We start from the raw sequence: 21254 nt of genomic DNA, 5'->3' as shown, positions 1-21254 counted from the left end.
AGCGCCACACGAACGAGCCCCCGGCCGGGGCTCCGGCCAGGGGCTCGATCACACGCCTACGCGCCGATCGCGGCCCCGAGGGCGGCGCGAGCCGCCCAGGGGCCGGGGAAAGCGCTAGCCCATGAACTTCTTGAACTCGTCGGGAAGTTCGAAGTTCTTCGCTTCGTCACCCTGCGGCAGGCCCAGCGGGTTGCCGGACTGGGCGGCCTCGCGGCGGGCGGCAGCGGCCTCCTCGTCGGCCTTCCGCTTCATGGGGTTGCCGCTCTTGCGCTTGCCCTTGGCCTGCTTCTGCTGCTTCTTCTTCTTGGCGCCACCGCCACCCATGCCCGGCATCCCCGGCATGCCAGGCATTCCCGGCATGCCGCCGCCCTGGGCCATCTTCGACATCATCTTGCGGGCGTCGAAGAAGCGCTCGACCAGGTTCTTGACCGCGCTGACGTCGACACCGGAGCCCTTGGCGATACGGGCCCGGCGCGAGCCGTTGATGATCGTCGGCTCCTGGCGCTCGGCCGGCGTCATCGACTTGATGATCGCCGCCGTACGGTCGACCTCGCGCTCGTCCAGGTTGTTGATCTGCTCCTTCATCTGCCCCATGCCGGGCAGCATGCCGAGCAGCTTGGAGATGGAGCCCATCTTGCGGACCTGCTCCATCTGGGCCAGGAAGTCGTCGAGCGTGAAGTCCTTGCCCTTGCTGCTCGCCAGCTTGGAGGCCATCTTCTCGGCCTCTTGCTGGCTGAAGGTCTGCTCGGCCTTCTCGATCAGCGTGAGCATGTCGCCCATGCCCAGGATGCGGGACGCCATGCGGTCCGGGTGGAACGCGTCGAAGTCGTCCAGCTTCTCGCCGTTGGAGGCGAACATGATCTGCTTGCCGGTGACGTGCGCGATGGAGAGCGCGGCACCACCGCGGGCGTCGCCGTCCAGCTTGGAGAGCACCACGCCGTCGAAGCCGACGCCGTCGCGGAACGCCTCCGCGGTGTTGACCGCGTCCTGGCCGATCATCGCGTCGACGACGAAGAGGACCTCGTCCGGCTTGACCGCGTCGCGGATGTCCGCGGCCTGCTGCATCAGCTCCTGGTCGATACCGAGGCGGCCCGCGGTGTCGACGATGACCACGTCGTGCTGCTTGGAGCGGGCGAACTCGATCGAGTCCTGAGCGACCTTGACCGGGTCGCCGACGCCGTTGCCCGGCTCGGGCGCGAAGATGGCGACGTCGGCACGCTCGGCGACGACCGAGAGCTGGTTGACGGCATTGGGGCGCTGCAGGTCACAGGCGACCAGCAGCGGCGCGTGGCCCTGCTGCTTGAGCCAGTGGCCGAGCTTTCCGGCGAGGGTCGTCTTACCGGCACCCTGCAGACCGGCCAGCATGATGACGGTCGGCGGGTTCTTGGCGAAGCGCAGCCGACGGGTCTCGCCGCCGAGGATGCCGACGAGCTCCTCGTTGACGATCTTGATGACCTGCTGGGCGGGGTTCAGCGCCTGGGAGACCTCGACGCCGGTCGCCCGCTCCTTCACCTGCTTGATGAAAGCCCGGACGACGGGCAGCGCGACGTCGGCCTCCAGCAGGGCGATACGGATCTCGCGCGCCGTGGCGTCGATGTCCGCCTCGCTCAAGCGGCCTTTGCCCCGGAGGTTTTTGAAAGTACTCGCCAAGCGGTCGGAAAGCGTATCGAACACGGCGGTCGTCGATCCTCGGGGTCGGGGGCAGGGTCAAGTCGGCTTCTAGGGTATCCGCACAGGCAAGCAACGTGTCCCTGCCCGCCGGGAAGGGCCGCCTGGACGGGGCTCCGCACGGCTGCGGGTACGGTGCGCAACCGGCGCGGGCGCCCGCTGCGTACCCCGCCTCCACCGTCTCACGGAGGTGGGGGGACCGGGCAGCCCGTGCCGCCTTCGAGGACGGTTCGGCCTTCAGGGACGGTTCGGCCTTCAGGGACGGTTCGCCCTCCGAGGACGATCCGGTCTTCGAGAAGGGTTCCGTCTTCGAGGACGGTTCCGTCTTCGAGACCGGTTGCGTCGGTGGCAACTCCGCCGGGGGCGTTTCTTTCCGGTGGGGTGGGCTCTTCTCTGCGGGCCTCTCCGGCCGAGCGGCCTGCCCTGGCGCCCGCCCCCGGCCTGGCCTCGAACCTGGCTGCGGGCCCGGCCCCGGCCCCGGGCTCGCCCCCGGCCTCGCCCCCGGCCTCGGGTCCGGCCTCGGGTCCGGCGCGGGTCGACCGGCCGGTGTGGCTACTTCAAGGCGCGCTCCACCGCTCGCGCCACCTCGGCGGCCACCGGATCCGGCAGTGGATCTCCCTTCTCGTCCGTGACGTAGAACGCATCCACCGCGTTCGCTCCCAGCGTGCTCACGTGGGCGCTGCGTACGGTGACCCGTGCGGCCTCCAGCGCGCGGCCGATCCGGTGCAGCAGGCCCTGGGCGTCCTGGGCCCGTACCTCGATCACGGTCGCCAGCTGCGACGTCCCGGGGGCGACCGTCACCCGGGGCGGCGGGGCCTGCACCCCACGCGAGCGACGCGCGTACGCCTGCTCGCGCTCCGCCAGCCGGGCCGGCACGTCCAGCGAACCGTCCAGGGCCCGGACGAGATCGGCCCGGAGCCGTACGGTCTGCGGGAGCGAGCCGTATTCGGCGGCCACCCGCCAGCTCAGCAGCAGCACCGACCCCTCGCCGACAGGGTCGGTGCTGCGCAGGTCGGCGGCGCGAACGGTCAGGCGGTGCATGGCGAGGACGCCTGCCGCGGCGGGCAGCACACCGGGCTGTTCCGGTACGGCCATCAGCAGTTCGACGCCCACCGGCTCCGGCTCCGGCTCCGTATCCGTCTCGGGCTCGGGGGCCGGTCCCGTCCCCGTACCCGCATCCGCCCGTGCACGCGCGCCCGTGTCCGCTCCCGCACCGCCCGGACCGGAGGCTGGGTCCGTTTCGCCTTGGCCTTCGGCTCGGGCGTGCAGGGCGAGCACCGGGCCGCCGGTACGCCATGCCTCGGCGGCCATGCGTTCCTGCTCGGCGGTCGGCTCGTCCGCCGAGTGCTTCCGTGGTGCGGCCTCCCCCGCCAGCCGCGCCGTGACGCGTTTCACCAGGTCGGCGACGAGCGATCCGCGCCATGCGCTCCAGGCGGCGGGGCCGGTCGCCAGTGCGTCGGCCTCGGTGAGGGCGTGCAGCAGCTCCAGCGTCCCGGTGTCACCCACCGTGTCCGCCACCGCGTCGACCGTGGCCGGGTCGCCCAGGTCGCGTCGGGTGGCCGTCTCGATGAGCAGCAGATGGTGGCGTACGAGCGTGGCGATCACCGTCACGTCCCGGGCATCGAAGCCGATCCGGGCCGCCATGTCCCGGGCGATGGTCTCGCCGGAGACGGAGTGGTCACCGGGCCAGCCCTTGCCGATGTCGTGCAGCAGGGCCGCGACCAGCAGCAGGTCCGGGCGGTGCACACGGCGGGTGAGCGCCGAGGCGCGGGCGGCCGTCTCGATCAGGTGCCGGTCCACGGTCCACCGGTGCACGGCGTTGCGCTGCGGGCGGCAGCGCACCCGCTCCCAGTCGGGCAGCAGCCAGGTGACGATCCCCTCCGCCTCCAGCGCCTCCCATACGGGTACGGTCTGGGCGCCCGCGCCCAGCAGTGTGACCAGCTGTTCGCGGGCCTCGGCCGGCCACGGCACGGGCAGCGGCCGGGTGGTGGCGGCCGTACGCAGCCGGCGCACGGCGTGCGGGGACAGGGGCAGTCCGGCCTGCGCGGCGGCGGCCGCGGCGCGCAGGGGAAGCACCGGGTCGCGGTCCGGGCGCGCCGTCCGGGCCAGGACGACTTCGCCGTCCAGCTCGACCACGCCCTCGGCGAGCGGGGACCGCTCTCCCCGGCCCGGCCCGCCTCCGGCCGTACGGCCCCTCAGCAAGCCACGCAGTACGGGTCGTACGGACCGGGACCTCAGCACCCGCCCGACTTCGCGCCAGGTGACGTCGCTCGCGTACGAGATGGTGCGGGCGGATTCGTAGACCTGCCGCAGCAGTACGTCCGCGTCCAGTACGCCGAGCGCCTCGGCGACCTGGTCCTGTTCCTGGAGGGAAAGGCGGTCGGTGGCGCGGCCGGTCGTCAGGTGCAGCGCGTCGCGTACGTCCAGCAGGCGGGTGCGGGCGGCCTCCAGTCCCTCGCGCGGTGCGTCGGCCAGCCAGGAGGCGGCGACCGCCCGCAGTGCGGTGGCGTCCCGCAGCCCGCCCCTGGCCTCCTTCAGGTCCGGCTCCAGCAGGTACTGCAATTCGCCCTGCCGCGCGGAGCGTTCACGGCAGAGATCGCGCAGTTCGGGCAGGCGCTTGGGGGCCTGTTCGCGCCAGTCGGCCAGCGCGGTGCCGCGCAGGGCCCCCGTGAGTTCCGGGTCGCCGGCCAGGTGGCGGGCGTCCAGGAGACCGAGCTGGACCTTGAGGTCCTCGCGGGCGGCTCTGCGCGCCTCGGCGGGGGTCCGCACCGAGTGGTCGAGGGCGAGGCCCAGGTCCCAGACCGGATACCAGAGTTCGTCGGCGAGCGCGGCCACCGTGCGGGCGCCCGCTTTGCCGTCGTGGAGCAGGAGCAGGTCGAGGTCGCTACGGGGGGAGAGTTCGCCGCGGCCGTAGCCGCCGACGGCGACCAGCGCGATGCCGGAGCCGACACCAGCACCGGCTCCGACGCCGACACCGGCTCCAGATCCAGCACCGGCACCGGCACCGGCACCGGCATCAGGTCCAGCACCGGCACCGGCTGCGGCGTCGGGTTCGGCTGTCGCGTGGGTGAAGAGGTCCACCAGCCACTCGTCGGTGAGGCGGGCGAGGGCGGTCCGGCGTCCGGGGCCGTCCTGCCCGGCGGTCTGCAGGAGCCGCAGCCGGGCCGCGGGAAAGCCGCCTTCGTCAGCGGAGGGCGCGGGTGGCGCCGCCTCCCGGCCGCCGGCCTGGCCCGCCTCTCGCGCCACGCCTCCCTCGGCCGGGCTTCCCTCGGCCACGCCTCCCTCGGCCGGACTTCCTGTACCCGAGCCCGCACCCAGCCGCAGCCCCAGAGCCGGATTCAGACCCGGTCCCAGCCCTCGCCCCGCCGACTCCGTGCGCTCCGTGCGCTCCGTACGCCCCACCGGGTCCGGAGCACGGTCCTCCGCTGTCTTCTTCGGGCTCTCGGTCAACTCAGGCGCTCCTTGGTCACATCGGCCCCCACAGCCCCCGCCGCCCCCAGGTACCAGCCCTCTTCAGGCCCTCGCCCTCGCGTGCTCCCCCGCCCTCGCGTACTCCTCCGCCTGCGGTCGGGGCGCCGCCGGACCGTCCCGACCGGCCCATGGGGCCGACCGGAAGGGCGCCCCGGCTCCACCCGTGAGGCCGCTCATTGCCGGGGGCGGAGCCGGGAGCCGGAAGTCGGGAGCGTCCCGTCCCTGCACGCCCCTTCGCGCCCCTCCACGCCCCTACAGCGCGTCCAGTCCCCGCTCGCCCGTGCGGACGCGGACCGCCTCCTCGACCGGGAGGCTCCAGACCTTTCCGTCGCCGATCTTGCCGGTGCGGGCCGCCTTCACCACGATGTCGATCAGCTCCGCGGCGTCCGCGTCGTCCACGAGCACCTCGATACGGACCTTCGGCACCAGGTCGACGGTGTACTCCGCGCCGCGGTACACCTCCGTGTGCCCGCGCTGCCTGCCGTATCCGCTGGCCTCGGTGACGGTCAGGCCGTGTACGCCGAACGACTGCAGGGCCTCCTTCACCTCGTCGAGCCGGTACGGCTTGATCACTGCCGTGATGAGCTTCACGCGTCCACCCTCTCGTCACTGCCGGAAGCCGGAGTCGAGCCCTGGCCCCCGCCCTGGCCCTGGTCTTTGCCCTGGCCCTTCCCCTGGCCCTTGCCTTCGTCCTCGTCCTGGCCCTTGCCGTCGTTCTCGTCCTGGCCCTTGCCGTCGTTCTCGTCCTGGCCCTTCCCCCGCCCCTTCCCCGGTCCTTTTCCCCGGGACGGGCCGTCACCGCGGTTCCGTACGGCGGCCGAGGCCACCCCCGTACCCGTGCCCCCGGCACCCGCGCCGCCCCCGCCGCCCGCGCCCGTGCGCGCCACGACGCCTCCGCCCGTGCCGCCGAAGTCGTACGCCGTCTCCGCGTGCGCGGCCTGGTCGACGCCCGCGACCTCCTCGTCCTCGGAGACCCGGAAGCCCATCAGCAGGTCGATGGCCTTGGCAAGGAGGAAGGAGACGACCAGGGAGTACAGGAGCACGCAGACGACACCCACGGCCTGCTTGCCCAACTGCTCCAGACCGCCGCCGTAGAAGAGGCCCTTGGCGTCGCTCTGTACACCGCCGGTCGCGAACAGGCCGACCAGCAGGGACCCGGTGACGCCGCCGACCAGGTGGACACCGACCACATCGAGGGAGTCGTCGTAGCCGAACCGATACTTCAGGCCCACCGCCATCGCGCACAGCACACCGGCGATCACACCCACCGCGATGGCGCCCAGCGGGCTGACCGCGCCGCACGCCGGGGTGATCGCGACCAGCCCGGCCACCGCACCGGAGGCCGCTCCCAGGGTGGTGAAGGAGCCGTGCCGGATCTTCTCGTACGCGAGCCAGCCGAGCATCGCGGCGGCCGTGGCGACCTGGGTGTTGACGAAGGCGACCGCGCCCACCCCGTCGTCGTTGTTCAGCCAGGAGCCCGCGTTGAAGCCGAACCAGCCGAACCACAGCAGCCCGGCACCGAGCATCACCAGCGGCAGGCTGTGCGGCCGCATCGGGTCCTTCTTGAAGCCGATGCGCCTGCCGACGACCAAGATCACGCCGAGGGCCGCGGCGCCCGCGTTGATGTGTACGGCCGTGCCGCCGGCGAAGTCGATGACCCCCAGGTCAAAGAGCCAGCCGCCCTCGGCCCACACCCAGTGCGCGACGGGGAAGTAGACGACGGTGGCCCACAGGGCGACGAACAGCGCCCAGGCCGTGAACTTCACGCGGTCCGCGAGGGCGCCGCTGATCAGCGCGGGTGTGATCACCGCGAACATCAGCTGGAAGACCGCGAAGACGTAGACCGGGATGGAGGTGGTGCCCCACAGCTCGGTCAGGCCGATGCCGCTGAGCCCGGCGAAGTCGCCGGTCCATCCGAGGAAGCCGCCGCTGTCCTGGCCGAAGGCGAGCCCGAAGCCGTACAGCACCCACAGGACGGTGACGATCCCCAGGCTGATGAAGCTCATCATCAGCATGTTGAGCACGCTCTTGACCCGGACCATGCCGCCGTAGAAGAAGGCGAGTCCGGGGGTCATGAGCATCACCAGGGCGGTGCAGATCAGCATGAAGCCGGTGTTGGCCGGACTCAGGGTGGCCTTGTCTGCCGCGAGCGTCATGATGCCTGGGGGCATCGGCGTCTCCTGTCGTCGATGCGGCCCGTGCGGGCGTGGTTCCGGGTGGGCCGACTTTCGCCACGAGGCTGTCGCAGCACCGTTTCGGCCATGACCCGCCGGTGTTTCCCCGCGGTGACGAAGCCCTCGCCAGTGTTACGCCCCCATGAACTCCGAGATCGGCCCGCCACGCCCGGCGCCTGCCGCAACCCACCGAAACGACCATGCCCGCCCGGCGCGCCACGCCCGCGCCACACCTCCCCCGCCCGCGCCCCACGACAGCTCAGGAGCACCGTCCCGGGACAGCTCAGGAGCACCGCCCCAGGAACGTACGGAAAGCCATCGGCAGCCGGGGAAAGCCATGGCAAGCCGCAGAGCGCGGCCGCAGAAAGCACAGCCGCGGAAAGCCCTGCAAGGCCACGGAAAGCCCTGCACGACCACAGCGGAGCAGCCGCAGGGAGCAAGGCCCCCGCACAGGCCGACCGCGGCTGTCACCCGTATGACCTGGCGTGGGGGAGCCGAGTCGGGCTGTACGGGGTGACGGGCCGCGGCCGGGGTCTGTGGGAGTGCGGTCAGACGGCCTCCGCGCCGGTTTCCGGCAGTTGCTGGGACAGCTCGTCGCTGAGCTGGATCACCTCGGCCACGCCTTCGAAGTTCCGCGCGGCCGTGTCCACGGTCTTGCGCAGCCGGGTGTTGACCCGCTCCGAGCGGACCTTCTTCGCCAGCGGTATGGCCTGCTGCGCGAGGACGGCGCACTGCTCCGGCTCCTTCTGGAGCAGGTGCACCGTCGCCATCCCGATCAGGTTCAGTGCGTACGAACGCTGGTGCTCCGCGTCCTGTGCGAAGAGCTCCACCGCCCGCTGCATGACGGGGTTGGCGAGGGAGGCGTACGTCGGGCTGCGTCCGGCCACGTAGGCGAGGTCGCGGTAGGAGTGGGCGTTCTCCGCGTTCAGCTCGGCTTCCGAGAAGAAGCGGATCCAGTCCGGCTCGGGTTCGCCGGGCGCCACGTCGCCGAAGGTGTCCTCGGCCATCCGCACGGCGCGCTTGACCTTGCCCGGCTGGCCCATGCTCGCGTAGGCCCGCGCCTCCATCGCATACAACATCGCCTGCGTACGGGGCGTAGCCGATTCGCGGCTGCCGTACTGGGCGAGGTGGATGAGCTCCAGCGCGTCGTCCGGCCGGTCGAGGTGGATCATCTGGCGGCTCATGCTGGAGAGGATGTACGAGCCCAGCGGGCGGTCGCCGGCCTCTTTGGAGGCGTGCAGCGCCAGCACGAAGTACTTCTGCGCGGTGGGTTGCAGGCCGATGTCGTAGCTCATCCATCCGGCCAGCTCGGCCAGTTCTGCGGCGACCTTGAACAGCCGTTTGGATACCTCTTCGCTCTGCGGTTCCTGCAGCAGATCGGTGACCTCGTGGAGCTGGCCGACCACCGCCTTGCGACGCAGCCCGCCACCGCACTGGGCGTCCCACTTGCGGAACATCTCGGTCGTCGACTCCAGCAGGTCCAGTTCCGGCTTGGACAGCCGGTTGGAGCGCCGCGACCGCTCCTGGGCCGTCTGCTGGGCCGCGGACGCCTGCCCCGGGGAGACCGGCACCAGCCAGCGCTGCATCGGCTCGATGAGGGCGGGCCCGGCGGCCAGTGCCAGGGAGGTGCCGAGGAAGCCACGACGCGCCAGCATCAGGTCGCTGCGGGAGAACTCGCTGATCAGGGAGACGGTCTGCGGACCGGCCCAGGGCAGGTCGACGCCGGACACGGACGGGGACTGGTGCGCGGAACGCAGGCCGAGGTCCTCGATACCGACCACGCACCCGAACCGCTCCGAGAACAGTTCGGAGAGGATGCGCGGGATGGGCTCGCGCGGCTGCTCGCCGTCGAGCCAGCGCCGTACGCGCGAGGTGTCGGTGCTGATGTGGTGCGCGCCCATCTGGCGTGCGCGCCGGTTGACCTGTCGTGCCAGCTCGCCTTTCGACCAGCCGCTGCGCACGAACCAGGAGCCCAACGGTTCGTTGGGGCGCTTGTCAGCGCCGGTGCCGCCACTGCCGCCCACTGGAACGCCCCCATTCCGCTTGCTGCCTTGCTTCACTGCGTCGCGTCATCGCTTCGCATCGTCGCTCTTCGCCGCTTCCGAGTTTCTTTTCCATACGTCCGCTACATACGGTCCGGACCGCTTCGATGCCTCACTGCGCCGATGCGGTTGTCGCTGCCGCGGCCGCCGCTCCCGTCCGGTGCGGTACGTGGTGTGCCGCTCCGGCGGTGCCCGGCCGTGCCGTGCCCGCTGCGGCCTGCTTCCGCCGCGGCGTCCACGGTGTGGTGCTGGTCATTCCGATGTTGGTCATTCCGGTGCTGGTGCTGGTTATTTCGGTACAGGCTGCTTGTGTTGGTGCTGATACTGCTTCTGCTGCTCGTCCAGCGAATCTGCTCGCTCTACGGGGTTTCCTCGCCCGGAAACCACCCGTGCACGGCCCGCGGATTCACTTGCCCTACGGGCCATCTCACTCCTACGGGCCTTCTCACTCCAGCGGGCCATCTCACTCCTGCGGGCCTGCTTGTTCCACGGGTTGCGCCAGTACGTCCGTTTCCGCCGGTGCTTCGGTTTCGGTACTCCGCGTTCTGCCGCTGCTTCCTGCGCCTGTGGTGCCGCGCGTTCTGCACGCGCTCCCGGCCTCGCTCGCCCGGTTGCGTCTCCCTGTTTACATACCGCTCGTCGTTTCCGTACCGGCCGTCCTGCTGCTGCCGCTTCTCTTCACGTCGGCCGTTCTTCGCCGGCCGTTCTTCGTCGCCGCCTCTTCGCCGGCTCTTCGCCTGCGCCGCGCCGCCGTACGCGGCACCGCGCTTCTTCGTACCGGGCCGCCGCCGCACTGCTCCGCACGGCCATCCTGCCGCTGTGCGTCGCGGCCGTGTCCCGTGAACCTCCCACAGGATGCCGTCTGTTGCGTCGACCGGTACGGGAAGGACCTACCCGACCACGGAATCCGGCCAACCCGATTCGCGAGGGTTCACCCGCCGGTGCGTTGCCCGCGGCATACCCACGCCCGCGGCACTTCGCCCCAGGTCGTGCACTGAAAGTAATCCTACGATCACGCCCCCGGCGAGGGCGATCCGCTAAACGCCACCATTCGCCACCCCTTTGAATGAACTCCCCGACCGGTCCTCGCGATTGACTTGACACAGGTCGAGAGGAGACGGACGGAAAGGGGTGCGCGAGGGCGCGCGCCGCGTGTCGCACCACCCACCGCACCACATCGCACCACGAAATCCGACCTCCCATGACGGAGCGTCACGATTTCACTCCGGCACGTAACCACTGACACACACCACCCGTTGGAGGAGGCATGGGCTTCACGATCGGCGGCATCCGCGACATTCGGTCCGGTTCACGGCGTCGCGCCCGCTCGACCGAGAGCACGGCGGTGGCGGAGTACACGGGGCTGTGGGGCTGGGACGTGGTGCCCGGAGCCCGCGCGGCCCGCGGCGCGAACGGCCGGACGGTCTGTTCGTGCGGTGCGGACGACTGCGCCGCCCCCGGCGCCCACCCGCTGGCCTTCTCCGACGGCTTGGCGGCCGGCGCGACGCTCGAAGAAGCCGCGGACGTGTGGGCCAGGACGCCCGGCGCGGCCGTCCTGCTCCCTGTCGGCCGGTCCTTCGACATCCTCGAAGTGCCGGAGGCCGCGGGACGCAGCGCGCTCGTACGGCTGGAACGGATGGGCCTGCCGCTCGGCCCGGTGGCCGCCACGCCGACGGGCCGCGCCCTGTTCTTCGTGGCGCCCGGCGCCGCCACCGGTCTGCCCGGCCTGCTCTACCGGATGGGCTGGGACGACGCCGCCCTCGACCTGTGCTCACGCGGCCCCGGCGACCACGTCACGGCCCCGCCGTCCGACCTCGGCGGGCTCGGTCCGATGCGCTGGCTGCGGCCGCCCACCCTGGACACGGCCGGGCAGCCGCCGCAGGCCCGGCTGCTGCTGGGCACGCTCGCGTACGTGTGCCACCGCTCGGCCGCGTAATCGGACAGGCGTAACCGGCCACGGACAACCGGACACGGCCCCCGCCTCCGCCACACCCCGCATCCCGCATCCCGCACCCCGCACCCCGCACCCCGCACCCACAAGCCACACCCCACCCCGCCAACCCCTCACACCACCCCACTCTCACACCACCCCCCACACTCCCCCACCCACCAAAAAGCCCCGCAGCGCACACTCCCCGCTGCGGGGCTCTTCGTTCCGGACCGTGCCGTAAGACCATCGGTGCGTCCTAGCCGCCGATCTAGTCGCCGATCAGGGCGTCCACGAATGCCTCCGGCTCGAACGGCGCCAGGTCGTCCGCGCCCTCGCCGAGGCCGACGAGCTTGACGGGTACGCCCAGCTCACGCTGGACGGCGACGATGATGCCGCCCTTGGCCGTGCCGTCCAGCTTGGTCAGCACGACACCGGTGATGTCCACGACCTCCGCGAACACCCGGGCCTGCACCAGACCGTTCTGGCCGGTGGTGGCGTCCAGGACGAGGAGGACCTCGCCGACCGGGCCGTGCTTCTCCACGACCCGCTTGACCTTGCCCAGCTCGTCCATCAGGCCGGTCTTGGTGTGCAGGCGGCCCGCGGTGTCGACGAGGACCACGTCGGCGCTCTCGGCGATACCTTCCTTCACCGCGTCGAAGGCGATCGAGGCGGGGTCGCCGCCCTCCGGACCGCGGACCGTACGGGCACCGACCCGCTCGCCCCAGGTCTGGAGCTGGTCGGCGGCGGCGGCACGGAAGGTGTCGGCGGCGCCGAGGACGACCGACTTGCCGTCGGCGACCAGGACGCGGGCCAGCTTTCCGGTGGTGGTGGTCTTGCCGGTGCCGTTGACGCCGACGACCATGACGACGCCGGGGATCTCCTGGCCGTCCTTGCCCAGGGCGTTGTCGGTGGCGACCGCGCGGTCCTGCTCCGTACCGATCAGCTTGAGCAGTTCCTCGCGCAGCAGGCCGCGCAGCTCGTCGGGGGTACGGGTGCCGAGCACCTTCACGCGCTCGCGCAGCCGCTCGACCAGCTCCTGCGTGGGCGCGACGCCCACGTCGGCGGTGAGCAGCGTGTCCTCGATCTCCTCCCAGGTGTCCTCGTCGAGGTGCTCGCGGGAGAGCAGGGTGAGCAGGCCCTTGCCCAGCGAGTTCTGGGAGCGGGAGAGGCGGGCGCGCAGCCGCACGAGGCGGCCGGCGGTCGGCTCCGGGACCTCGATCTCGGGGGCGGCGGGCGCCTCGGCCACCGGCTCCTCGGCCGGTTCTTCGACGGGCGCCTCGGCCGGCGGCAGGTCGACTTCTTCTATGGTGCGACGGGATTCGTCGCGGGGGGTCTCGGCGTCCTCACCGACCTGCGGCTCCGCAGGGGGCGCGGTGACGGACGGGGTGGTCGGCGGGGCCGGCGGCAGCTGCTGCTTCTTCTTGCGGCTGCTGACGACGAGCCCGCTGATCGCGCCGAGCGCGACCACAGCGATGACTACAGCAAGGATGACGATTTCCATAACCCACCCAGTATCGGTCACACCCTGCCGTGCGGGACCGCACACGCCGAACCTGGACTCCGCTTGTCCGGGTTCACCCTGCCGCGGGCCCGGTCGAGGCGGGTGGAGGAAAAGTCCGGACATCGCGTAGCACGGCCCGGAGCGGGGCCCCGTTGGCGCGTGAAGGCCGTCCGGCACCGCCCGGCCTCCTCGCGCCTACACCCCCGCGCCGCGCGCGCCTCCGGATTTCGCCGCGGCGGACGCCCGTCGAGAAGCACCGACCCCGCCGCCGCGCATACCGCCTGACCTGCGGATGAGCCGGACCTGCGGGAGGCTCGAACGAGTCCGGCGGCTTCCCTTGGTCGTCGTTGGACACAACAAGGCGTATGAACCGAAGTTGGATCAAAGTACGATAGCTCTCGGCTGCGCAACGCGCGTAGAGTCCTGGCAACCCCCTCCCCTTCGCCAGGCATCACAGCCGCTGCCTGAACCCGCACGGAGACACCTGCACCATGGGCACCACGTCCACGGACACCATGTCCGCTCCTGAAACCGAAGGCGCCGTCGAGCAACGAGGCATCGAGCCCGTCCCCGACCATGAACGCCACGGCCGCGTCCGCGAGCTCTTCCCGACCTGGGTCGCCGCCAACATCAGCGTGCTGCTGCTCACCATGGGTGCCTCCCTGGTGATCAGCAACGGTCTGAACTTCTGGCAGGTCCTGATCGTGGCCGCCATCGCCTCCGTCGTCTCCTTCGGCATGGTCGGCGTGCTGTCGGTCTCCGGCAAGTGGGGCGGCGCGCCCGGCGCGATGCTCTCCCGGGCCGCCTTCGGCGTGCGGGGCAACTACTTCCCGGGCGCGATCCTGTGGGTGGCCCGGTTCGGCTGGGAGACGATCAACGCGGTCAGCGGCGCGTACGCGGTGCTGACCGTCCTGAAGCTGCTGTTCGGCATCGAGGCCAACAACGTCCTCACCGTCGTCACGCTGCTGCTCTTCGTCGCCACCACGTTCGTGGTCAGCGGTCTGGGCCGCAAGGCGCTCAACATCTGCAACAAGTACTCGACATACCTGTTCAGCGTCTTCAGCATCATGGTGCTGGTGTATCTGATCGCCGAGATGCCGTGGGGGAAGATCTTCTCCCAGTCGGCGGGCAGCACCGCGCTGATGATCGCCGGTATCGGCACCATCGCGGCGGGCGGCATCAGCTGGGTGCCCACCGGCCCGGACTTCGCGCGCTACCTGCCGCGCGCCGCCTCCGGCAAGAAGATCGTCGGTACGACCATCTCCGGCGCGGCCCTGGTGCTCGTACCGATGGTGCTGATGGGCGGCATCATGGCCGTCTCCGAGCCCGACCTGGCCAACCAGAACACCGACCCGATGTCGTTCCTCGGCTCGGTGCTGCCGACCTGGCTGGCGGTGCCCTACCTGATCACCGCGCTGGTCGGCATGCTGCTGATCAACAGCCTGTCGATGTACTCGGCCGGTTTCACCGCGCAGACGATGGGCGTCAAGCTGCCGCGCGCCCTGGCCGTGAGCATCAACGCGGTCATCAGCCTGGTCGGCGGCGCGTTCATGATGCTGGTGGCCAAGGACTTCATCGGCCAGTTCATCACCTTCCTGACCCTGCTCGCGGTGTCCTTCTCCGCCTGGATCGGGGTGTACGCCGTCGACATGGCGCGCCGCCGGAAGATGGCGGTCCGCTACGACGGCGACAGCCTGATGAACACCGGCCGCACCAGCCGCTACTGGTACACGGGCGGCTTCTGCTGGCAGGCGCTGACGGCCTGGGCCGCGGCGCTGGTGGTGGGCCTGTGCCTGACCAAGGTCACCTGGTTCACCGGCCCGCTGGCCGGCACCTGGCCGGGTGAGCACGGCCTGGGCTGGGCGGCCACGATCGTGATCGCCGCGGTGGTCTTCGCGGTGCTGCCGAGGCCCAAGGAGACGGTGCCCGCGGACGCCGCGGCTCCCGCCGAGGAGCCGGCGCCGGTCGGCTGATTCGGCTCCCGCACCCTGGTCACCTGATGTGACGTCAGCTAGCGTCCCCTTCGCCAGCCGGGCCCACCGCCTCGGTGAAGGGGACGTTCGCCATGCCCGTAACGGTCCTGCGCTTCAACCTCGCCGCCCCCTCCCCCGCCCCCGCCGCACTCAGCGCGCGCTACCGGGCGGCCGTCGAGATGGCCGCCTACGCCGACGACCGGGGCCTGACCACGGTCCAGACCGAAGAACACCACGCCACGGACAACGGCTGGATGCCCGCGCCGCTGGCCTTCGCCGGCGCCGTCCTGGGCGCCACCCGGCGGATCACCGTCACCGTCTCCGCGCTGATCACACCGCTGCACGACCCGCTGCGGCTGGCCGAGGAGATCGCGGTGCTGGATCTGCTGGGCGGCGGCCGGCTGGTCACCGTGGCGGGCATCGGCTACCGGCCGGAGGAGTACGCGGCGCACGGCCGGGACTGGCACTGGCGCGGCAAGCTCCAGGACGAGGTGCTGGAGACGCTGCTCGCCGCCTGGAAGGGTGAGCCGTTCCGCTACCGGGGCCGTACGGTACGGGTCACCCCGCGCCCGTACACGCAGCCCCACCCGCTCCTGCTGGTCGGCGGGAGCTCCCGGGCCGCCGCGCGCCGGGCCGCTCGGCTGGGGCTGCCCCTGTTCCCCAGCGCGCACCTGCCCGCGCTGGAGGCGTACTACCACGCGCGGCGCGCCGAGTACGGGACCGAGGGCTGGGTCATGCAGCCCTCCGCCCGTACCTGTCTGCTGCACGTGTCCGAGGATCCGGACCGGGCCTGGGCTGAGTTCGGCGGGCATCTGCTGTACGAGGCGCGTACGTACGCGGCGTGGCAGACCGCCGGGACGGAGTCGGCCGTACGGTCCACGGCCGAGGACACCGGGGCGCTGCGCCGGGAGGGGGTCTACCGGATCGTGACGCCCGCGGAGTGTGTGCGGCTGGCGGGTGAGGCGGGGGCGGCGGGGTCGCTGATCCTGCATCCGCTGTGCGGCGGGATGCCGGTGGACGAAGGCTGGCGTTCCGTACAGCTGTTCGCGGAGCAGGTCGTTCCGTACCTGAAGGAGACCTGAGGCACCGGCCCGCCCCTTTGCTTCAACGGAAAACCATTCGCGAGGAAAAGAAGTGCCCCGAAGACCCGGCGCGCAATAAAGGAGCTGCCCCGGTCCGTCGGACGGACCGGGGCAGCTGCCCACAACTGAGGAGAGGGGCTGGCGGGGGGGTGTTAGCCCATCTCCTCCAACGCCTTGCCCTTGGTCTCCTTCACGAATTTCAGCACGAAGGGGATCGAGAGCAGAGCGAAGATCATGTAGATCACGTACGTACCCGAAAGATTCCAGTCGGAAAGGCTCGGGAAGCTGGCCGTGATGGCCCAGTTGGCGATCCATTGCGCACAGGCCGCCACACCGAGCGCGGCGGCGCGGATCTTGTTCGGGAACATCTCACCGAGGAAGACCCAGACCACGACGCCCCAGGACAGGGCGAAGAAGAGCACGAAGCCGTGGGCCGCGATCAGGGCGACGGTGCCCTCGGCGGTCGGCAGCGTGCCGGACGCGCTCTTGGCGGAGAAGGCCCACGCCTCCAGCGCGAGGGCGACGGCCATACCGGCGGAGCCGATCAGCGCCAGCGGACGGCGGCCGATCCGGTCCACGAAGACCATCGCGATCACGGTGCCGATGATGTTGATGATCGACGTGGTGAAGCTGTAGAAGAACGAGCTGCTCGGGTCGATGCCGACGGACTGCCACAGCGTCGAGGAGTAGTAGAACGCCACGTTGATGCCGACGAGCTGCTGGAAGACCGACAGGCCGATGCCCACCCACACGATCGGCAGGAAGCCGAACCTGCCGCCCAGCAGGTCCTTGAAGCTGGACTTGTGCTCCCGGCGCATCGCCTCCTTGATCTCCGAGACGCGGGTGTCCAGGTCGATGCCCTGGCCCTCGACCTCGGCCAGCACCTCCTTGGCCTTGTCGGTCTTGCCGACGGAGATCAGGAAGCGGGGCGACTCGGGGATCGCGAAGGAGAGCAGACCGTAGAGCACGGCCGGGACGACCATCACGCCGAGCATCCACTGCCAGGCCTCCAGGCCCGCCACCTTGCCGCGCTGGTCGCCGCCGGCGAGGTTGAGGATGCCCCAGTTCACCAGCTGCGAGATCGCGATGCCGATGACGATGGCGGCCTGCTGGAAGGAGCCCAGCCGCCCCCGGTACGCGGGCGGCGCGACCTCGGCGATGTAGGCCGGGCCGATGACCGAGGCCATACCGATCGCGATGCCGCCCAGGACGCGCCACATGGCCAGGTCCCACAGGGCGAACGGCAGCGCCGAGCCGACCGCGCTGATCGTGAACAGCGCCGCGGCGATCTGCATCACGCGGATGCGGCCGATGCGGTCGGCGATCCGGCCGGCCGTGGCGGCTCCGATGGCACAGCCGATCAGCGCGATGGCGATCACCTGGGCGAGCCCCGCGGAGCCCACCTCGTAGCGGCCGCGGATCGCCTCGACGGCGCCGTTGATCACGGAGCTGTCGTAGCCGAAGAGGAAGCCGCCCATCGCGGCAGCCGCGGTGATGAAGATGACGTGGCCGAGGTGATCCGGCTGGGCCTTGCGGCCTTCCGAAGTCGTCGGCTGCGCGGTGCTGGTCAACGTGTACTCCAGTGCCCGGCTGCGCTGCCGGGCGTAGGGGGCTGGCCCTTCCAGTGGCGCATAGGTTGGGGGTACCCACCACTTGAAGGTAAAAGCAACGTTGCAGACCCTATGCCTTCAAGTTTCGAAGTCAATAGGTCGTGATGAATTTGTTTCGGCCCGGCTTCGCGGTCATTGCGTTCAAGTTATGAACCGTAGCGGGCCGTAGTAATCGTGTAGGTCACACCGGTTCCCCGCGCGCCGGACCGGCTGCCGGGCAGCGGTCAGCGCAGCCGCTGACTGATCACCTTCGAGACGCCGTCGCCCTGCATCGACACCCCGTACAGCGCGTCGGCGACCTCCATCGTCCGCTTCTGGTGCGTGATCACGATCAGCTGGGAACTCTCCTGGAGTTCCTCCATGATCCCGATCAGCCGCTGCAGGTTGGTGTCGTCCAGCGCCGCCTCGACCTCGTCCATCACGTAGAACGGGCTGGGACGCGCCTTGAAGATCGAGACCAGCAGCGCCACCGCGGTCAGCGAACGCTCGCCGCCGGACAGCAGCGACAGCCGCTTGACCTTCTTGCCCGGCGGGCGGGCCTCCACGTCCAGGCCGGTGGTGAGCATGTTGTCCGGATCGGTCAGCACCAGCCGCCCCTCACCGCCCGGAAACAGCCGGGCGAAGACGCCCTCGAACTCCCGCGCGGTGTCCTGGAACGCCTCGGTGAAGACCTGCTCCACGCGCTCGTCGACCTCCTTGACCACCTGAAGCAGGTCGGACCGGGTCTTCTTCAAGTCTTCAAGCTGCTCGCTGAGGAACTGGTGACGCTCCTCCAGCGCCGCGAACTCCTCCAGCGCCAGCGGGTTCACCTTCCCGAGCTGCTGATACGCCCGCTCGGCGGCCTTGAGCCGCTTCTCCTGCTCGGCCCGTACGTAGGCCACCGGCCGGTTGCGCGGATGCTCCGGGTCCTCCGGCAGCTCCTCGCCCTGCGCCGCGGGGGACGGCGGTACGGGCTGGTCGGGACCGTACTCGGCCGCCAGCGCGGCGGGCTCGACGCCCAGCTCCTCCAGCGCCTTGGTCTCCAGCTGCTCGATGCGCATCCGCTTCTCCGCACCCAGCACCTCGCCGCGGTGCACCGAGTCCGTGAGCTTGTCCAGCTCGCCCTTCAGCTCCCGGCTCGCGTTGCGCTCGGCCACCAGCGCCTGCTCGCGCTCCTGTTTGGCCAGCTCGGCGGCGAGCCGCTCCTCCTCGGCCCGTACGACCGAGACCTCGACGTGGGCCAGCAGCTGCCGCGCCCCGGAGGCCACCGCGGACGCCACCGCCGCCTCGTGCCGGGCCCGTGCGCGCCGCTGCTCCGCGCGGGCCCGCGCGTCGCGTTCGGCCCGCGCCGCGCGGTCCAGACCGTCGGCCCGGCCGGCGAGCCCCTTGACCCGCTCCTCGTGCGTACGGGCCTGGAGGCGGGCCTCCATCTCCGTCTGCCGCGCGTTGGCACCGTCCGCGGCCAGCCGGTCGCGTACGGAGGTGTCGGGCTCCTCGTCGCCCGGTTCCTCCTCGGCCACCGCCAGCCGCGCGGCCAGCTCCTCGGCCTCCTCGGCCGCCCGTTCGAGCGCTTCCTCGGCCTTCGCGGCGGCGGCGGCCGAGCGCTCCGCCTCGTCGGCGGCGCCGCGGGCCTGACCGCCGAGGCGGCCCAGGTCACCCGCGACCCGGGACTTCTCGTGGTCGGCGGCCCGGCGCCGCTCCCCCGCCTCCTCGGCCGACTGCGCGCACTCGTCCCGCCGTCGCCGCGCCGCTTCCTGGGCGTCGGTCAGCTCCACGCAGCGGTCGCCCAGTTCGGCGGCCTCGGCCGCGGCCTCGTCGACGGACGCCTGCACCTCCAGCAGGCTGGGCGCGCCGGCCGAACCGCCCTGCGCGAAGTGCGAACCGAGGACGTCGCCGTCGGCGGTCACGGCCGTCAGCTCCGGCCGGGCCGCCACCAGGTCCCCGGCGTCCTCCAGTGAGCCGACGACCACGACGCCGCGCAGCAGCCACCGCACGGAGCGCATCAACGCATCGGGCCCCTGGACCAGTTCGGCCGCGAACGGTACGCCGCCGGAGTCCATATCCCCATGCGTCTCCGCTCCCGGACCCGCCCCCAGCACCATCGCCGCACGTCCCGCGTCCTCCTTGCGCAGGAGGCGAATCGCTTCGGCTGCCGTGGCCGGGTCGGCCACCGCCACGGCGTCCGCCGCCGCGCCGAGCGCCGCCGCCACCGGCACCTCGTACCCAGGGGCGACGGTCAGCAGCTCGGCTGCCGGGCCGAGGAGGCCGGTCAGCCGGTCGGCCGCGCCGAGCAGCGCGCCGGTGCCGTCCTTGCGGCGCAGTCCGAGGGCGAGTGCCTCGTGCCGGGCGGAGACCGCCGCGCGCTGCCGCTCCGCGGCCGTCAGCGCGTCGCGCGCGGCGCTCAGTGCGGCCTCGGCGTCGGCCAGGTCCTGCTTCGCGGCCTCGTGCTGCCGCGACAGGTCCGCGTCGTCCGCGTCCAGCCCGTCGACCTCGGCCTTGAGGGTTTCGTACTGCTCCTGGGCGTCCGCCGCGCGCTGCCGCGCCTCGTCCCTGGACGCCGCCAGGCGCCCGATCTCGGCCTGTGCCGACGCCGCCCGGCCGCGCGCGGCGGTGACCTGCCCGTGCAGCCGGGCCAGCCCCTCCCGCCGGTCCGCCATGGCGCGCGCCGCGTCCCGCAGCCGCCGCTCCTCGTCCGCCAACTGCCGTTCGAGTCCGGCCCGGTGTTCGGCGGTGTCCTCCAGTGCCCGGCTCGCCGCCTCCAGCGCGGCCTCCAGCTCGGCCTCCTGCTCGCGGACCCGGGCCGCCTCCCGCTCCAGTTCCTCCGGGTCGCGGCCGCGCCGCTCCTCCGGCGGGGCGGCCGTGGCGCTCTTGACGCGCGCGTCGGCCAGCGAGACCGTGCCACGCACCCGCTCGGCGAGCTGCGACAGCTCGTAGTACGTCTGCTGGGCCCGCTGGAGCCGCGGTGTCAGCGTCCGTACCTCCTCCTCCAGGACGGCCTCGCGCCGCGCCGCCTCCTTGAGCCGCTGCTCGGCGGTCTCCTTGCGCTGCTTGAGCGCCGCTTCGTCGGCGATCTCCGCGCGTAGCGCCTCGCGCAGCGTCACGAGGTCGTCGGCGAGCAGCCGCAGCCGGGTGTCGCGCAGGTCGGCCTGGATGACGGCGGCCCGGCGGGCCACGGCGGCCTGCCGGCCCAGCGGCTTGAGCTGGCGCCGCAGTTCGTCGGTGAGGTCCTGGACACGGGCCAGGTTCGCCTTCATCGCCTCCAGCTTGCGCAGCGCCTTCTCCTTGCGCTTGCGGTGCTTGAGGACGCCGGCCGCCTCCTCGATGAAGGCGCGGCGGCCCATCGGGTCGGCGTGCAGGACGGAGTCGAGCTGCCCCTGCCCGACGATGACGTGCATCTCGCGGCCGATGCCGGAGTCCGACAGCAGTTCCTGGATGTCCAGGAGGCGGCAGGTGTCGCCGTTGAGCTGGTACTCGCTGCCGCCGTTGCGGAACATCGTCCGCGTGATGGTGACCTCGGCGTATTCGATGGGCAGCGCGCCGTCGGAGTTGTCGACGGTCAGCGAGACCTCGGCGCGGCCCAGCGGTGGCCGGCCGGTCGTCCCGGCGAAGATCACGTCTTCCATCTTGCCGCCGCGCAGCGACTTCGCGCCCTGCTCGCCCATGACCCAGGAGAGGGCGTCGACGACATTGGACTTGCCCGACCCGTTGGGGCCCACGACACAGGTGATGCCGGGTTCAAAACGCAGTGTCGTGGCGGAGGCGAAGGATTTGAATCCTCGCAGTGTCAGGCTCTTGAGATGCACGCCGTTGGACTCTACCGCCCG

General features: G+C 71.5%; 10 protein-coding genes and 1 pseudogene. 3 read left to right on the top strand and 8 right to left on the bottom strand.

All coding sequences use genetic code 11. From position 1 onward, the window contains the following. Positions 1-114: 114 nt before the first annotated feature. From ffh to nsdA, 5 genes and pseudogenes are all read right to left on the bottom strand, one after another. Positions 115-1674 carry a signal recognition particle protein gene (gene ffh, locus A6A06_RS09960; RefSeq protein WP_073760842.1) on the bottom strand — a complete coding sequence of 520 codons (1560 nt, stop codon included), beginning with the start codon at positions 1672-1674 and terminating at the stop codon, positions 115-117. Between the two features lie 546 nt (positions 1675-2220). Continuing rightward, the gene (locus tag A6A06_RS09950) at positions 2221-4827 is read right to left on the bottom strand and encodes a [protein-PII] uridylyltransferase (protein ID WP_242440660.1); all 2607 of its coding nucleotides are present in this window, start codon (positions 4825-4827) and stop codon (positions 2221-2223) included. Positions 4828-5391: 564 nt separating this feature from the next. After that, positions 5392-5730, bottom strand: coding sequence for a P-II family nitrogen regulator (locus A6A06_RS09945; protein WP_073760841.1), 339 nt, complete (start codon positions 5728-5730; stop codon positions 5392-5394). 278 nt (positions 5731-6008) lie between these two features. Beyond that, a pseudogene (locus A6A06_RS09940) lies at positions 6009-7310 on the bottom strand (ammonium transporter); the annotation flags it as partial. 551 nt (positions 7311-7861) lie between these two features. Further along, a complete protein-coding gene (gene nsdA / locus A6A06_RS09935; protein ID WP_073760840.1) occupies positions 7862-9337 on the bottom strand; it encodes a transcriptional repressor NsdA in 1476 nt (491 codons plus the stop codon). Between the two features lie 1285 nt (positions 9338-10622). Between nsdA and A6A06_RS09930 the strand changes: the two genes are divergently transcribed. Beyond that, positions 10623-11291: a bifunctional DNA primase/polymerase gene (locus A6A06_RS09930; protein ID WP_073760839.1), complete on the top strand. Its 669-nt coding sequence runs from the start codon at positions 10623-10625 to the stop codon at positions 11289-11291. 262 nt (positions 11292-11553) lie between these two features. Here A6A06_RS09930 and ftsY read toward each other — a convergent pair whose 3' ends face one another. Continuing rightward, positions 11554-12786 carry a signal recognition particle-docking protein FtsY gene (ftsY, locus tag A6A06_RS09925; RefSeq protein ID WP_073760838.1) on the bottom strand — a complete coding sequence of 411 codons (1233 nt, stop codon included), beginning with the start codon at positions 12784-12786 and terminating at the stop codon, positions 11554-11556. Positions 12787-13277: 491 nt separating this feature from the next. On the opposite strand from ftsY, the gene A6A06_RS09920 reads away from it, so the two are divergent. Next, positions 13278-14759, top strand: a complete 1482-nt coding sequence (locus A6A06_RS09920; protein WP_073760837.1) for a purine-cytosine permease family protein — start codon at positions 13278-13280, stop codon at positions 14757-14759. A 92-nt stretch (positions 14760-14851) separates the two neighbouring features. Next, positions 14852-15841, top strand: a complete 990-nt coding sequence (locus A6A06_RS09915; RefSeq protein WP_073760836.1) for an LLM class flavin-dependent oxidoreductase — start codon at positions 14852-14854, stop codon at positions 15839-15841. Between the two features lie 152 nt (positions 15842-15993). Here the strand turns inward: A6A06_RS09915 and A6A06_RS09910 are convergent, their stop codons facing one another. Beyond that, positions 15994-17412, bottom strand: a complete 1419-nt coding sequence (locus tag A6A06_RS09910; RefSeq protein WP_073760835.1) for a sugar porter family MFS transporter — start codon at positions 17410-17412, stop codon at positions 15994-15996. A 263-nt stretch (positions 17413-17675) separates the two neighbouring features. Continuing rightward, a complete protein-coding gene (gene smc, locus A6A06_RS09905) occupies positions 17676-21233 on the bottom strand; it encodes a chromosome segregation protein SMC (RefSeq protein ID WP_073760834.1) in 3558 nt (1185 codons plus the stop codon). Positions 21234-21254: the final 21 nt, after the last annotated feature.

Source organism: Streptomyces sp. CB02923 (assembly GCF_001905005.1).
Classification (GTDB): domain Bacteria; phylum Actinomycetota; class Actinomycetes; order Streptomycetales; family Streptomycetaceae; genus Streptomyces.
This window is presented reverse-complemented; position numbering and strand designations above follow the sequence as displayed.

Coding starts and splice junctions, on each gene's coding strand:
- A6A06_RS09930 (WP_073760839.1), top strand. CDS start 10,623: ATGGGCTTCACGATCGGCGGCATCCGCGACATTCGGTCCGGTTCACGG.
- ftsY (WP_073760838.1), bottom strand. CDS start 12,786: ATGGAAATCGTCATCCTTGCTGTAGTCATCGCTGTGGTCGCGCTCGGC.
- A6A06_RS09920 (WP_073760837.1), top strand. CDS start 13,278: ATGGGCACCACGTCCACGGACACCATGTCCGCTCCTGAAACCGAAGGC.
- A6A06_RS09915 (WP_073760836.1), top strand. CDS start 14,852: ATGCCCGTAACGGTCCTGCGCTTCAACCTCGCCGCCCCCTCCCCCGCC.